The 13,238-nt window shown below is 49.7% G+C and carries 15 protein-coding genes; 9 read left to right on the top strand and 6 right to left on the bottom strand.

Features of this window, described 5'->3' with window-relative positions:
- Window positions 1-12: 12 nt before the first annotated feature.
- Window positions 13-117, bottom strand: a complete 105-nt coding sequence (locus ACJHYW_RS01385; RefSeq protein ID WP_001351109.1) for a KPN_01571 family protein — start codon at window positions 115-117, stop codon at window positions 13-15.
- A gap of 272 nt (window positions 118-389) precedes the next feature.
- On the opposite strand from ACJHYW_RS01385, the gene asr reads away from it, so the two are divergent.
- The 3 genes from asr to ACJHYW_RS01370 all read left to right on the top strand — a co-directional run bounded on the left by asr (window position 390) and on the right by ACJHYW_RS01370 (window position 1,795).
- Complete coding sequence (gene asr, locus ACJHYW_RS01380; protein ID WP_001347030.1) at window positions 390-698, top strand: acid resistance repetitive basic protein Asr; 309 nt, start codon at window positions 390-392, stop codon at window positions 696-698.
- A 92-nt stretch (window positions 699-790) separates the two neighbouring features.
- The gene (locus ACJHYW_RS01375) at window positions 791-874 is read left to right on the top strand and encodes a hypothetical protein (protein ID WP_000233090.1); all 84 of its coding nucleotides are present in this window, start codon (window positions 791-793) and stop codon (window positions 872-874) included.
- Between the two features lie 99 nt (window positions 875-973).
- On the top strand, window positions 974-1,795 hold the full coding sequence (locus ACJHYW_RS01370; RefSeq protein ID WP_061092692.1) for a trypsin-like serine peptidase: 822 nt from the start codon (window positions 974-976) through the stop codon (window positions 1,793-1,795).
- A 38-nt stretch (window positions 1,796-1,833) separates the two neighbouring features.
- Here the strand turns inward: ACJHYW_RS01370 and mdtI are convergent, their stop codons facing one another.
- Both mdtI and mdtJ read right to left on the bottom strand, forming a co-directional pair.
- Complete coding sequence (mdtI, locus tag ACJHYW_RS01365; RefSeq protein WP_000046661.1) at window positions 1,834-2,163, bottom strand: multidrug/spermidine efflux SMR transporter subunit MdtI; 330 nt, start codon at window positions 2,161-2,163, stop codon at window positions 1,834-1,836.
- A complete protein-coding gene (gene mdtJ, locus ACJHYW_RS01360) occupies window positions 2,150-2,515 on the bottom strand; it encodes a multidrug/spermidine efflux SMR transporter subunit MdtJ (protein ID WP_000276149.1) in 366 nt (121 codons plus the stop codon). Before mdtJ ends, mdtI begins: the two co-directional genes overlap by 14 nt.
- A 411-nt stretch (window positions 2,516-2,926) precedes the next feature.
- Here mdtJ and tqsA point away from each other — a divergent pair, with 411 nt between their 5' ends.
- Complete coding sequence (gene tqsA, locus ACJHYW_RS01355) at window positions 2,927-3,961, top strand: AI-2 transporter TqsA (protein WP_001118218.1); 1,035 nt, start codon at window positions 2,927-2,929, stop codon at window positions 3,959-3,961.
- Window positions 3,962-3,985: 24 nt separating this feature from the next.
- Here tqsA and pntB read toward each other — a convergent pair whose 3' ends face one another.
- Both pntB and pntA read right to left on the bottom strand, forming a co-directional pair.
- Window positions 3,986-5,374, bottom strand: coding sequence for a Re/Si-specific NAD(P)(+) transhydrogenase subunit beta (pntB, locus tag ACJHYW_RS01350; RefSeq protein ID WP_000014031.1), 1,389 nt, complete (start codon window positions 5,372-5,374; stop codon window positions 3,986-3,988).
- A 10-nt stretch (window positions 5,375-5,384) separates the two neighbouring features.
- Window positions 5,385-6,917, bottom strand: a complete 1,533-nt coding sequence (gene pntA / locus ACJHYW_RS01345) for a Re/Si-specific NAD(P)(+) transhydrogenase subunit alpha (RefSeq protein WP_001298661.1) — start codon at window positions 6,915-6,917, stop codon at window positions 5,385-5,387.
- 524 nt (window positions 6,918-7,441) lie between these two features.
- Here pntA and ydgH point away from each other — a divergent pair.
- From ydgH to folM, 3 genes are all read left to right on the top strand, one after another.
- Entirely contained in the window at window positions 7,442-8,386 is a 945-nt protein-coding gene (ydgH, locus tag ACJHYW_RS01340) for a DUF1471 family protein YdgH (protein ID WP_000769322.1), read from the top strand.
- Between the two features lie 185 nt (window positions 8,387-8,571).
- Window positions 8,572-9,954, top strand: a complete 1,383-nt coding sequence (locus tag ACJHYW_RS01335) for an amino acid permease (protein WP_000412379.1) — start codon at window positions 8,572-8,574, stop codon at window positions 9,952-9,954.
- Between the two features lie 36 nt (window positions 9,955-9,990).
- A complete protein-coding gene (folM, locus tag ACJHYW_RS01330; RefSeq protein WP_000513656.1) occupies window positions 9,991-10,713 on the top strand; it encodes a dihydromonapterin reductase in 723 nt (240 codons plus the stop codon).
- On the opposite strand, the gene ACJHYW_RS01325 is transcribed toward folM, so the two are convergent.
- Entirely contained in the window at window positions 10,710-11,045 is a 336-nt protein-coding gene (locus ACJHYW_RS01325; RefSeq protein ID WP_000524861.1) for a GlpM family protein, read from the bottom strand. The genes folM and ACJHYW_RS01325 overlap by 4 nt on opposite strands.
- A gap of 128 nt (window positions 11,046-11,173) precedes the next feature.
- Between ACJHYW_RS01325 and rstA the strand changes: the two genes are divergently transcribed.
- Together rstA and rstB are read left to right on the top strand one after the other, a co-directional pair.
- The gene (gene rstA, locus ACJHYW_RS01320; protein ID WP_001317857.1) at window positions 11,174-11,893 is read left to right on the top strand and encodes a two-component system response regulator RstA; all 720 of its coding nucleotides are present in this window, start codon (window positions 11,174-11,176) and stop codon (window positions 11,891-11,893) included.
- A gap of 3 nt (window positions 11,894-11,896) precedes the next feature.
- Window positions 11,897-13,198 carry a two-component system sensor histidine kinase RstB gene (gene rstB, locus ACJHYW_RS01315; RefSeq protein ID WP_000732514.1) on the top strand — a complete coding sequence of 434 codons (1,302 nt, stop codon included), beginning with the start codon at window positions 11,897-11,899 and terminating at the stop codon, window positions 13,196-13,198.
- Window positions 13,199-13,238: the final 40 nt, after the last annotated feature.

Raw genomic sequence — 13,238 nt, 5'->3', positions numbered from 1 at the left:
CTTATTGCCTGCTCAAACCAACGTTAATAGCCATCCTAAAATAGACGAAGCGCCAGCCAATTCCCGCAGCGCATCTAGCGTCATCAGGATTATAAGTACCCAAATAAACGGATTCATTTTGCTGTGTGTGTCATTTATTACTGATGCGCAGTTATTCTACCGCTTTGTAAGTAGTAAAATAGTTAACCCGATCAAGACTACTATTATTGGTAGCTAAATTTCCCTTAAGTCACAATGCGTTATTATCAACGCTGTAATTTATTCAGCGTTTGTACATATCGTTACACGCTGAAACCAACCACTCACGGAAGTCTGCCATTCCCAGGGATATAGTGATTTCAACGGCCCCGCAGTGGGGTTAAATGAAAAAACAAATTGAGGGTATGACAATGAAAAAAGTATTAGCTCTGGTTGTTGCCGCTGCTATGGGTCTGTCTTCTGCTGCCTTTGCTGCAGAGACTGCGACCACACCTGCTCCGACTGTGACGACCACCAAAGCAGCGCCTGCGAAAACCACACATCATAAAAAACAGCATAAAGCAGCACCTGCCCAGAAAGCGCAGGCGGCTAAAAAGCATCATAAAAATACCAAAGCTGAACAGAAAGCTCCTGAACAAAAAGCGCAGGCAGCGAAGAAACACGCCAAGAAACACAGCCATCAGCAACCGGCAAAACCTGCTGCACAACCCGCAGCGTAAGTTTTCAACAGTAATGCTGGCGCGCCCCCTCGCGCCTGAAAATTACGGTGCTAAGCGGGTAACGTTTAGCACCGCCTTTAGCGGAGGGTAGTATGGTGGGCCGTTATCGCTTTGAGTTCATTCTTATCATCCTTATTTTATGCGCACTGATTGCCGCCCGTTTTTATCTTTCCTGATCGTAGTTATCTGATTTTACTCCCACTTTCATCCCGTCCCGTCTATAGTATTTATGAGGGTTTGCTTTTAATAATCATAATTACCCACCAGAGTGTGATATGCGTACAACCATTGCTGTAGTGTTGGGTGCAATTAGTTTGACGTCTGCTTTTGTGTTTGCAGATAAACCAGACGTTGCCAAATCGGCAAACGATGAGGTCAGCACCCTGTTTTTTGGTCATGATGATCGTGTGCCAGTGAATGACACGACCCAATCACCGTGGGATGCGGTTGGGCAACTGGAAACGGCCAGCGGCAATTTATGTACGGCGACGCTGATTGCACCCAATCTGGCATTAACGGCAGGACACTGTTTATTGACGCCGCCAAAGGGTAAAGCCGATAAAGCGGTAGCGCTGCGTTTCGTGTCAAATAAAGGTCTTTGGCGCTATGAGATCCACGACATAGAAGGCCGCGTTGATCCGACACTGGGAAAGCGGTTAAAAGCAGATGGGGATGGCTGGATTGTACCTCCCGCAGCTGCGCCGTGGGACTTCGGTTTGATTGTGCTACGTAATCCCCCTTCTGGCATTACACCGTTGCCGTTATTTGAGGGAGATAAAGCCGCGCTTACCGCCGCATTAAAAGCGGCTGGTCGTAAAGTGACTCAGGCGGGCTACCCTGAAGATCATCTCGATACGTTGTACAGTCATCAAAACTGTGAAGTGACTGGCTGGGCGCAAACGTCGGTGATGTCGCACCAGTGCGATACCTTGCCGGGTGACAGCGGTTCGCCTCTGATGTTGCATACCGATGACGGCTGGCAATTAATTGGGGTACAAAGCTCGGCTCCTGCCGCGAAAGATCGCTGGCGAGCCGATAACCGGGCCATTTCTGTTACCGGTTTTTGCGACAAGCTGGATCAACTGTCGCAAAAATAATGTTCAAACGCTGCCCGACAGTGCGGGCAGCGTGTTCATCAGGCAAGTTTCACCATGATCATTCCAGCCAACAGCAAGACCAGGCCAATCCAGCCTTTACGATTTAACCGTTGACCAAACAAGATCCAACCTGCGGCTAACGTGGCGGCAATACCAAACCCGCCCCACAATGCATAAGCGACAGACAAGTCGATCCCTTTAACGGCCTGAGAAAGCGCACTAAAGGCAGCCAGCACCGCCGCCAGGGAGAGCAAGCCAAATATTTTGCGACGAAAGCCGTCAGAAAATTTCAAAAAGACGTTAGCAACGATTTCCAGCACGATTGCCAATGCCAGCCAGGCGGCGTGAACCCATTCAAACTGCGCCATGGTTCACCTCCAGTTCAGGTTTACGCGCTTTACGAGTACCTGATTTGATCAACACAATCCCGGCGACCAGGGTGGTTAACCCGGCAATTTTCATCAGCGATAAACTTTCGTCGAATAACAAAACGCTAAACAAGGTAATAAATAAAATACCGATACCTTCCCACAGCGCATAAGCCACGCCTAAGGCGATCTTTTTAACGGCGAAAGAGAGAAATATATACGACAGAGAAATCATCACCAGCATTAAAATAAAGCCGCCATTTCCCTCACTGACGCTCGCCCATTTCATAGACAGCGTACCGGTAATTTCTGTAGCAATAGCCAGACCTAATAAAATCCAATAAATATACATTGTCCTTCTCCTGCAAGAGAATTATTTTAATTTTCGCTTAATTCAGCGAAACCAAAGTAAAGTGGTCAAGCCCCGCGCATAGCGCAAGCTTAAGCAGGAGAAAGGACTAAAGCGCGTTGCGCCAGTGCTGCTCACCTACGAGCAAGATAGTGGATGAGGTACGAAGATGGGTAAATGTAGAAAATAACGTCCTGAACAAATTGTCCATAATATTACAATTATCCGCAGTGTTGCTTCTCGTCATCGCGGATGATAATTGTCCTCGGTAGTTGAACACGCCTGATTTGTATCATAGCTTAAGAATTAACTCAAAATATTTTCACTTCTTTACCTGAGCGGTTTGATTTTCGTTATGATGACGGAGCGAAAAAGACATTATTATTAGCAAAGGAAGAAAAAACGGGGACAAGCATGGCAAAGCCGATCATCACGCTCAATGGCCTAAAAATCGTCATTATGTTGGGAATGCTGGTCATTATTCTCTGCGGTATCCGTTTTGCCGCCGAGATCATCGTGCCGTTTATTCTCGCATTATTTATTGCTGTTATTCTTAACCCGCTGGTGCAACACATGGTCCGCTGGCGAGTGCCGCGTGTACTGGCGGTGTCGATTTTGATGACCATCATCGTGATGGCGATGGTGTTGCTGTTAGCTTATCTGGGTTCCGCGCTCAACGAGTTGACGCGGACGTTACCGCAATATCGCAACTCTATTATGACGCCGCTGCAAGCGATTGAACCGTTGTTGCAACGCGTAGGGATTGATGTCTCAGTTGACCAACTGGCGCATTACATTGATCCGAACGCGGCAATGACGTTGCTCACCAACTTATTGACGCAGTTATCTAATGCCATGTCATCAATCTTTTTATTGCTGCTGACGGTGCTGTTTATGTTGCTCGAAGTGCCACAATTGCCCGGAAAATTTCAGCAAATGATGGTGCGTCCGGTTGAAGGGATGGCGGCGATTCAGCGTGCGATTGACAGTGTGTCTCATTATCTGGTGCTGAAAACAGCCATCAGCATCATCACCGGCCTGGTCGCCTGGGCGATGCTCGCCGCACTCGATGTTCGCTTCGCTTTTGTCTGGGGATTGCTGGCCTTTGCGCTTAATTACATCCCTAATATTGGTTCAGTTCTCGCGGCAATCCCCCCTATCGCTCAGGTACTGGTGTTTAATGGCTTCTACGAAGCGTTGCTGGTGCTGGCGGGATATCTGCTAATTAATCTGGTCTTCGGCAATATTCTGGAGCCGCGCATCATGGGACGTGGGCTGGGGCTTTCCACATTGGTGGTATTTTTGTCGTTGATTTTTTGGGGATGGTTGTTAGGACCGGTGGGTATGCTGCTTTCCGTGCCGTTAACAATTATTGTCAAAATTGCACTTGAACAAACAGCGGGAGGTCAAAGCATCGCCGTTCTGTTAAGCGATCTCAATAAAGAGTGACGGCCTCCGCAGAGGCCGTCAGGGTTACAGAGCTTTCAGGATTGCATCCACGCTGGCTTTGGCGTCACCAAACAGCATGTGGGTGTTTTCCTTGAAGAACAGCGGGTTTTGCACACCAGCATAGCCAGTGTTCATCGAACGTTTAAAGACAATCACGTTCTGCGCTTTCCACACTTCCAGCACAGGCATACCAGCAATCGGACTCTTCGGATCATCCTGCGCCGCCGGGTTAACCGTATCGTTAGCACCAATCACCAGTACGGTATCGGTATCAGCAAAGTCATCATTGATCTCGTCCATTTCCAGCACGATGTCATACGGTACTTTTGCTTCAGCCAGCAATACGTTCATATGTCCAGGCAAACGCCCCGCAACCGGGTGGATACCGAAACGCACATTAATACCACGAGCGCGCAATTTCTCAGTAATTTCAGCGACAGGATATTGCGCCTGCGCAACTGCCATGCCGTACCCCGGAGTAATGATCACTGAATGGGAGTTTTTCAGCAGTTCCGCCGTCTCTTCTGCGGTGATTTCGCGGTGCTCGCCCACCTCCTGATCATCACCAGTAGAAGAGCCGTCGGTGCCGAAACCACCCGCAATAACGCTGATAAAAGAACGGTTCATCGCCTTACACATAATGTAAGAAAGGATAGCCCCCGAAGAACCGACCAGCGCACCGGTCACAATCAGCAGGTCGTTGCTGAGCATAAAGCCCGCAGCCGCAGCCGCCCAGCCGGAGTACGAGTTCAGCATCGACACCACCACTGGCATATCTGCACCACCGATGGAGGCGACTAAATGCCAGCCGAATACCAGCGCAATGGCGGTCATTATCAGCAATGCCAGCACTTGCAGGCCGACGCTATCCGTGCGAACAAATACAATCAGCAGCAGGAAGGAAACGATCAGAGCCGCCAGGTTCATTTTGTGACGGTTTGGCAGCATCAACGGTTTAGACGAAATCTTGCCACACAGTTTGCCGAACGCCACCACCGAACCTGTAAACGTTACCGCCCCGATGAAGATACCGAGGAACACTTCCGTCAGGTGAATATTGACCAGAATCGGTGCCATTCCCGCGTCATGATGCAGATAGCTGTTAAAACCAACCAGCACTGCCGCCAGACCCACGAAGCTATGCAGGATCGCCACCAGTTCTGGCATTTCGGTCATTTCAACTTTCTTCGCCAGACGGATACCAATTGCCCCACCAATAACCATCGCCAGCAAGATCCAGCCAACATTACCCGTATCCGGTCCAAAAATGGTTGCGATTAACGCAATCGCCATCCCGGCGATACCGAAGTTGTTACCCTGGCGAGACGTTTCATGTTTCGAAAGACCGGCCAGACTAAAGATAAACAGGATCGCGGCAACAATGTATGCAGCTGTAACTAATCCTCCAGACATATGTTACCCCTTAATTTTTGCGGAACATTTTCAGCATGCGCTGAGTCACGGTGAAGCCACCGAAAATATTAATGCTGGCTATAAGCACCGCGATAAAACTAAGGAAGCTAACCCAGCCGCCCTGGCCAATCTGCAACAGTGCTCCGACAACAATAATCCCTGAAATCGCGTTGGTGACCGACATCAACGGTGTATGCAGCGCGTGCGATACATTCCACACCACGTAATAACCGACAACGCAGGCCAGCGCGAACACAGTGAAGTGTCCAAGGAACTCTTTTGGCGCAACGCTTGCCATCCAGCCGAAAAGGATGATTGCCAACGCCATCAACGCGTATTTACGCCACGGTGAGCAGGCACATTTTTCCTCAGTTTTCACTTCCGGTGCCGCTTTTTGTGCCGCCTGCGGCTGAGCTGATACCTGAATCGGCGGTGCCGGCCAGGTAATTTCGCCCGCACGGATCACGGTCACGCCACGAATCACCACATCATCAAAATCCACAGTGATGTTGCCGTCTTTCTCTTTGCACAACAGTTTCAGCAGATTAACGAGGTTAGTACCGTAAAGCTGTGAGGATTGCGTCGGCAGACGGCCCGGAAGATCGGTATAACCAATCACTTTGACACCATTTTCCGTAGTGAAGATTTCACCCGGCACGGTGTATTCACAGTTGCCGCCGTTTTGGGCTGCCAGGTCGACAATCACACTGCCCGCCTTCATGGAGTCAACCATTTCACGGGTAATTAGCTTCGGCGCTGGTTTGCCTGGAATAAGCGCGGTGGTGACAATGATATCGACCTCTTTTGCCTGGGCGGCAAAGAGTTCCATTTCCGCTTTGATGAACGCGTCCGACATCACTTTGGCATAGCCATCGCCGCTGCCCGCTTCCTCTTTAAAATCCAGCTCGAGGAATTCCGCGCCCATACTTTGAACTTGTTCTTTCACTTCCGGGCGGGTGTCGAATGCACGCACAATCGCGCCGAGACTGTTTGCTGCGCCAATGGCGGCCAGACCTGCAACACCCGCACCAATCACCATCACTTTTGCCGGTGGCACTTTCCCGGCCGCAGTGATTTGCCCGGTAAAGAAGCGCCCAAATTCATGTGCTGCTTCAACAATGGCGCGATAACCGGCGATGTTCGCCATCGAGCTTAGTGCGTCCAGCGATTGTGCGCGTGAGATACGCGGCACAGAGTCCATCGCCATCACGGTCACGTTACGTTCCGCAAGTTTTTGCATTAATTCCGGATTCTGCGCAGGCCAGATAAAACTCACCAGCGTTGTCCCAGGATTCAGTAACGCAATTTCATCATCTAACGGCGCATTGACCTTCAGAATGATCTCTGACTGCCAGACGCTATTCCCTTCTACAATTTCAGCGCCCGCTTGCACAAACGCTTTATCGTCAAAACTTGCCAGTTGACCCGCGCCGCTCTCTACCGCGACGGTAAAACCCAGTTTCAGCAGCTGTTCCACTGTTTTTGGCGTTGCTGCAACACGGGTTTCATTGGTTAACCGTTCTCTTGGTATGCCAATTCGCATGATATTCCCTTCCATCGGTTTTATTGATGATGGTTTGCCTGTGTCAGGAGCCACACAAGCCGCTCATGTACGAGCTAAATGTTACTCCGTTAAAATAAATTAGTAACAAACGCCCTATAACGTACTGAAAATTATGCCTGTGATCTAGCGCCAAAAATCAGTATTTCGGCGTGAACTCGCAAAATATTAACGATTCAGCCGTGATAGTGGGATAAACACCTTAGAACGCTGGATAAAGACTGATAATTGTCTTCGACGGTCGGGTAAAACGAGACATCGCCCCGGTACGAATCACTACTTAACATTAAATTAACTTATACAATTCAGTTGCTTCAGTAGTATTGATGCTGATACGGCTGTTTTTTTAAGCATAGACGGTCATTTGAGCAGGATTAAAATTGGCTTAAGGAATGTGATATGAAAAATGACGCAGACAGTTACACCGTTTAAATGCAATAATCAGCCACGTTTCTCGTTAATAACAATACCAGTACCTGGTTTGCGCAAGGCGAAGGATTATTTTTATGAAGCTTAAGAACACCCTCCTGGCGTCGGCACTGCTTTCTGCTACGGCATTCTCCGTTAACGCAGCAACAGAACTGACACCGGAGCAAGCGGCAGCGGTTAAACCTTTTGACCGTGTAGTGGTTACCGGTCGTTTTAATGCTATTGGCGAAGCGGTGAAAGCCGTTTCTCGTCGCGCAGATAAAGAAGGTGCCGCCTCTTTTTATGTTGTCGACACTTCTGATTTTGGTAACAGCGGTAACTGGCGTGTGGTCGCTGACCTCTATAAAGCCGATGCTGAAAAAGCAGAAGAAACAAGTAATCGCGTAATTAACGGTGTTGTCGAACTGCCGAAAGATCAGGCTGTTCTGATTGAACCGTTTGACACGGTCACCGTCCAGGGCTTCTATCGTAGCCAGCCAGAAGTCAATGATGCCATCACCAAAGCAGCAAAAGCGAAAGGTGCCTACTCTTTCTACATCGTTCGTCAAATCGATGCCAACCAGGGCGGCAACCAGCGTATTACTGCATTCATCTATAAAAAAGATGCTAAGAAACGTATCGTCCAGAGCCCGGATGTCATCCCGGCAGATTCCGAAGCAGGACGTGCAGCTCTGGCTGCCGGTGGCGAAGCTGCGAAGAAAGTTGAGATCCCGGGTGTTGCGACTACCGCATCACCAAGTTCTGAAGTCGGTCGCTTCTTTGAAACCCAGTCATCAAAAGGCGGGCGTTACACCGTCACGCTCCCGGATGGCACTAAAGTCGAAGAACTGAACAAAGCGACCGCAGCGATGATGGTCCCGTTCGACAGCATCAAATTCTCTGGCAACTACGGCAACATGACCGAAGTCTCCTATCAGGTTGCGAAACGTGCCGCGAAGAAAGGTGCTAAGTATTACCACATCACCCGCCAGTGGCAGGAACGTGGTAATAACCTGACCGTCAGCGCAGATCTGTATAAATAACTATTCAGTTACTCCTATAAGGCGGCTTGATGCCGCCTTTCGCATTTTTAGTCACAAATTTCCCCGCGACCATTGCATGCAGACACATCTCTTCGTAAAATCCCGCGCTTCAGTGGCAAACTCCATTTTTATGCGTTTTGCCCTAATATTTATTCTTCTTATCACGTTTTAATCACTGGATATCGATGGAAAAGAAACTGGGACTGAGCGCACTCACCGCGCTGGTATTAAGCTCAATGCTGGGCGCGGGTGTTTTCAGTCTGCCGCAAAATATGGCGGCAGTTGCCAGCCCGGCAGCACTGCTCATCGGCTGGGGTATTACTGGCGCTGGCATTTTATTGCTGGCCTTTGCCATGCTGATCCTCACGCGCATTCGTCCCGAACTTGACGGCGGTATCTTTACCTATGCCCGCGAAGGGTTTGGCGAGCTAATCGGCTTTTGTTCCGCATGGGGATACTGGCTGTGCGCAGTCATCGCCAACGTCTCCTATCTGGTGATCGTTTTTTCCGCGTTAAGCTTTTTTACGGACACGCCGGAATTGCGCCTGTTTGGCGATGGTAATACCTGGCAATCGATAGTCGGTGCATCGGCTTTATTGTGGATTGTTCACTTTTTGATCCTGCGCGGGGTGCAAACCGCTGCCAGCATTAACCTGGTGGCAACACTGGCAAAACTGTTGCCGCTGGGTCTGTTTGTTGTGTTGGCGATGATGATGTTCAAACTGGATACCTTCAAGCTCGACTTCACCGGACTTGCACTTGGCGTACCCGTGTGGGAACAGGTGAAAAACACCATGCTGATCACCCTGTGGGTTTTCATTGGTGTGGAAGGTGCCGTGGTTGTTTCTGCGCGTGCGCGTAATAAACGTGATGTTGGCAAAGCGACACTGCTGGCGGTTCTCTCCGCTCTGGGCGTTTACTTGCTGGTAACGCTGCTTTCGCTGGGCGTGGTGGCACGTCCTGAACTGGCTGAAATTCGTAACCCGTCAATGGCCGGTCTGATGGTGGAAATGATGGGACCGTGGGGCGAAATCATCATCGCTGCCGGTTTGATCGTTTCCGTTTGCGGCGCGTACTTAAGCTGGACCATCATGGCGGCAGAAGTTCCGTTCCTGGCCGCCACTCATAAAGCATTCCCGCGCATTTTTGCGCGCCAGAACGCACAAGCTGCGCCATCCGCTTCACTGTGGCTGACCAACATCTGCGTGCAAATTTGTCTGGTGCTCATCTGGCTGACCGGTTCCGATTACAACACATTGCTGACCATCGCCTCAGAAATGATTCTGGTGCCCTATTTCCTGGTCGGCGCGTTCTTGCTAAAAATCGCAACCCGTCCACTGCATAAAGCGGTAGGTGTCGGTGCCTGCATTTATGGCTTATGGTTATTGTACGCCTCTGGTCCAATGCACTTGCTGTTATCCGTTGTTCTGTATGCACCGGGGCTGCTGGTTTTCCTGTACGCGCGTAAAACGCATACCCATGATAATGTACTGAATCGTCAGGAAATGGTGCTGATTGGCATGCTGTTAATTGCCTCAGTTCCGGCGACCTGGATGCTGGTGGGATAACGTTCATCCCATCGTTGGATAGCAAAGGAGATAACGATGGGTAAAGCCCAACCCTTGCCAATATTAATTACTGGCGGTGGTCGTCGCATCGGCCTCGCCCTCGCATGGCATTTCATTAATCAAAAGCAACCGGTGATTATCAGCTATCGGACGCACTATCCAGCCATTGATGGACTGATTAAAGCAGGTGCGCAGTGTATTCAGGCTGATTTTTCGACCAACGACGGTGTGATGGCGTTTGCCGATGAAGTACTAAAAAGCACCCATGGCCTGCGTGCTATTTTGCATAACGCCAGCGCGTGGATGGCAGAAAAATCAGGTACATCACTGACCGACGTACTGGCTTGCATGATGCAGATCCACGTTAATACCCCATACCTACTCAACCATGCACTGGAAAGATTACTGCGTGGGCACGGACACGCCGCCAGCGATATCATTCACTTTACCGATTATGTGGTGGAGCGCGGTAGCGACAAACATATTGCCTATGCTGCAAGCAAAGCGGCACTGGATAATATGACTCGCTCGTTTGCCCGCAAGCTGGCACCGGAAGTGAAAGTGAATTCTATTGCGCCATCGCTGATCCTGTTTAATGAGCATGATGATGCCGAATATCGACAACAGGCGCTGAATAAATCACTGATGAAAACCGCGCCTGGCGAGAAAGAAGTAATCGACCTGGTCGATTACTTACTTACCAGTTGCTTTGTCACCGGACGCAGTTTCCCTCTTGATGGCGGTCGTCATCTGCGTTAATGCAGCTTAATCCAGCATATAATCAACACCCATGCGCTTATTCCCCAGCACGCAACAGAACCAACAAAAGCAGCGGGCAAGCGCATCATTCCGGTGAAATACCACAGCGACGCCAGGTAAACAAAATAGGGAATAATCGACCACATACTAAAAATGATGGTTGCGCGTAAGGCTTCAATGCCGCGTTCGCTGGCAACAATATAATGCGCGATAAGCGCAAAGGTCGGGAAAAGTGGAATCAGCCCGGCGATATAATAATTTTTCGTTTTTGCTAAAACACCAATCAACAACACTACCAGCGCACCGAGCGCGGCTTTGATTACCAGCCCCATCTTTTTACCTTAACACTTCCATAACAAGTCATCAGTAGAATACCTGATGAAACCTTGTTTAGAAACGATTGATAGTAAGTAAAAACAGCGCGGTGTATTGTGACGTTTTTATATCTACCGTGAATGTTATGAACACTATCGTATTTGTGGAAGATGATGCGGAAGTCGGTTCACTGATTGCTGCGTACCTGGCAAAACATGATATGCAGGTTACCGTGGAACCGCGCGGCGACCGGGCCGAAGAAACTATTCTGCGAGAAAATCCGGATTTGGTGTTACTCGACATCATGCTACCAGGCAAGGACGGCATGACCATTTGTCGTGATTTACGCGCAAAGTGGTCCGGACCGATTGTTCTTCTAACCTCTCTCGATAGCGATATGAACCACATCCTGGCACTGGAAATGGGCGCCTGCGACTATATTCTCAAAACGACGCCCCCTGCTGTTTTGCTAGCGCGTTTACGTTTGCATTTGCGTCAGAATGAGCAAGCTACAGTGACCAAAGGTATTCAGGAAACGTCTCTGACTCCCTACAAAGCCCTGCATTTCGGCACGTTGACCATCGATCCCATCAACCGCGTAGTCACCCTGGCTAACACTGAAATCTCGCTCTCGACAGCTGATTTCGAATTATTGTGGGAATTAGCTACCCATGCCGGGCAAATCATGGACCGCGATGCATTGCTGAAAAATTTACGCGGCGTCAGTTATGACGGTCTGGATCGTAGCGTGGACGTGGCTATTTCGCGGTTAAGAAAAAAACTGCTCGATAACGCCGCAGAACCTTATCGTATTAAAACCGTGCGTAACAAAGGCTATCTTTTTGCGCCTCATGCGTGGGAATAAGCGATGAAAAAACTGTTTATCCAGTTTTACCTGTTATTGTTTGTCTGCTTCCTTGTGATGTCTCTGCTGGTCGGGCTGGTGTACAAATTTACCGCCGAACGCGCAGGCAAACAGTCGCTGGATGATTTGATGAACAGTTCGCTGTATCTGATGCGCAGCGAATTGCGTGAGATCCCCCCACACGACTGGGGTAAGACGCTGAAAGAGATGGATTTAAATCTCTCTTTCGATCTGCGTGTCGAGCCGCTGAGTAAATACCATCTTGATGATATTTCCATGCACCGGCTGCGTGGCGGCGAAATTGTCGCCCTGGACGATCAGTACACGTTTTTGCAACGTATCCCGCGCAGCCACTACGTGCTGGCAGTTGGTCCTGTTCCTTATCTTTATTACCTCCATCAGATGCGATTACTGGATATCGCCCTGATCGCTTTTATTGCTATTTCCCTCGCCTTTCCGGTGTTTATCTGGATGCGTCCGCACTGGCAGGATATGTTAAAACTGGAAGCAGCGGCGCAACGATTTGGCGATGGGCATCTCAATGAACGTATCCACTTTGATGAGGGTTCGAGCTTTGAACGACTTGGTGTTGCATTTAACCAGATGGCGGACAATATCAACGCCTTGATTGCCAGCAAAAAACAGCTTATTGACGGTATCGCTCACGAACTGCGAACACCGTTAGTGCGCCTGCGTTATCGACTGGAGATGAGCGATAACCTGAGCACCGCCGAATCCCAGGCGTTGAACCGCGATATCAGTCAACTTGAAGCTTTAATTGAAGAGCTTCTGACTTATGCCCGACTCGATCGCCCACAAAACGAGCTTCATCTTAGCGAACCAGACCTGCCGTTGTGGCTGTCAACGCATCTGGCAGACATTCAGGCAGTAACGCCCGATAAAACGGTACGGATAAAAACGCTCGCGCAAGGCCATTATGCGGCGTTGGATATGCGCTTAATGGAGCGTGTGCTGGATAATTTGCTCAATAACGCCCTGCGCTACTGTCATTCAACGGTTGAAACCAGCCTGCTACTGTCGGGGAATAGAGCGACATTAATTGTTGAGGATGATGGCCCAGGGATTGCCCCAGAAAACCGCGAACATATCTTTGAACCTTTTGTTCGCCTCGATCCCAGCCGGGATCGCTCAACCGGCGGCTGCGGGCTGGGGCTGGCAATTGTCCACTCTATAGCACTGGCAATGGGCGGTACGGTTAATTGTGACACCAGCGAACTGGGTGGTGCCCGCTTCTCGTTTAGCTGGCCGTTATGGCATAACATCCCGCAATTTACCTCTGCCTGACACTATGCGCACGGTGGTCAAGTCACCACCATTGTGCTAT

It is taken from the genome of Escherichia sp. WS3063, assembly GCF_046486595.1.
Classification (GTDB): Bacteria; Pseudomonadota; Gammaproteobacteria; order Enterobacterales; family Enterobacteriaceae; genus Escherichia; species Escherichia coli.
Note: the sequence above shows the minus strand (reverse complement) of the source record. Positions and strands in the feature narration are given on the sequence as shown.

Coding starts and splice junctions, on each gene's coding strand:
- ACJHYW_RS01385 (WP_001351109.1), bottom strand. CDS start 117: ATGAATCCGTTTATTTGGGTACTTATAATCCTGATGACGCTAGATGCG.
- asr (WP_001347030.1), top strand. CDS start 390: ATGAAAAAAGTATTAGCTCTGGTTGTTGCCGCTGCTATGGGTCTGTCT.
- ACJHYW_RS01375 (WP_000233090.1), top strand. CDS start 791: ATGGTGGGCCGTTATCGCTTTGAGTTCATTCTTATCATCCTTATTTTA.
- ACJHYW_RS01370 (WP_061092692.1), top strand. CDS start 974: ATGCGTACAACCATTGCTGTAGTGTTGGGTGCAATTAGTTTGACGTCT.
- mdtI (WP_000046661.1), bottom strand. CDS start 2,163: ATGGCGCAGTTTGAATGGGTTCACGCCGCCTGGCTGGCATTGGCAATC.
- mdtJ (WP_000276149.1), bottom strand. CDS start 2,515: ATGTATATTTATTGGATTTTATTAGGTCTGGCTATTGCTACAGAAATT.
- tqsA (WP_001118218.1), top strand. CDS start 2,927: ATGGCAAAGCCGATCATCACGCTCAATGGCCTAAAAATCGTCATTATG.
- pntB (WP_000014031.1), bottom strand. CDS start 5,374: ATGTCTGGAGGATTAGTTACAGCTGCATACATTGTTGCCGCGATCCTG.
- pntA (WP_001298661.1), bottom strand. CDS start 6,917: ATGCGAATTGGCATACCAAGAGAACGGTTAACCAATGAAACCCGTGTT.
- ydgH (WP_000769322.1), top strand. CDS start 7,442: ATGAAGCTTAAGAACACCCTCCTGGCGTCGGCACTGCTTTCTGCTACG.
- ACJHYW_RS01335 (WP_000412379.1), top strand. CDS start 8,572: ATGGAAAAGAAACTGGGACTGAGCGCACTCACCGCGCTGGTATTAAGC.
- folM (WP_000513656.1), top strand. CDS start 9,991: ATGGGTAAAGCCCAACCCTTGCCAATATTAATTACTGGCGGTGGTCGT.
- ACJHYW_RS01325 (WP_000524861.1), bottom strand. CDS start 11,045: ATGGGGCTGGTAATCAAAGCCGCGCTCGGTGCGCTGGTAGTGTTGTTG.
- rstA (WP_001317857.1), top strand. CDS start 11,174: ATGAACACTATCGTATTTGTGGAAGATGATGCGGAAGTCGGTTCACTG.
- rstB (WP_000732514.1), top strand. CDS start 11,897: ATGAAAAAACTGTTTATCCAGTTTTACCTGTTATTGTTTGTCTGCTTC.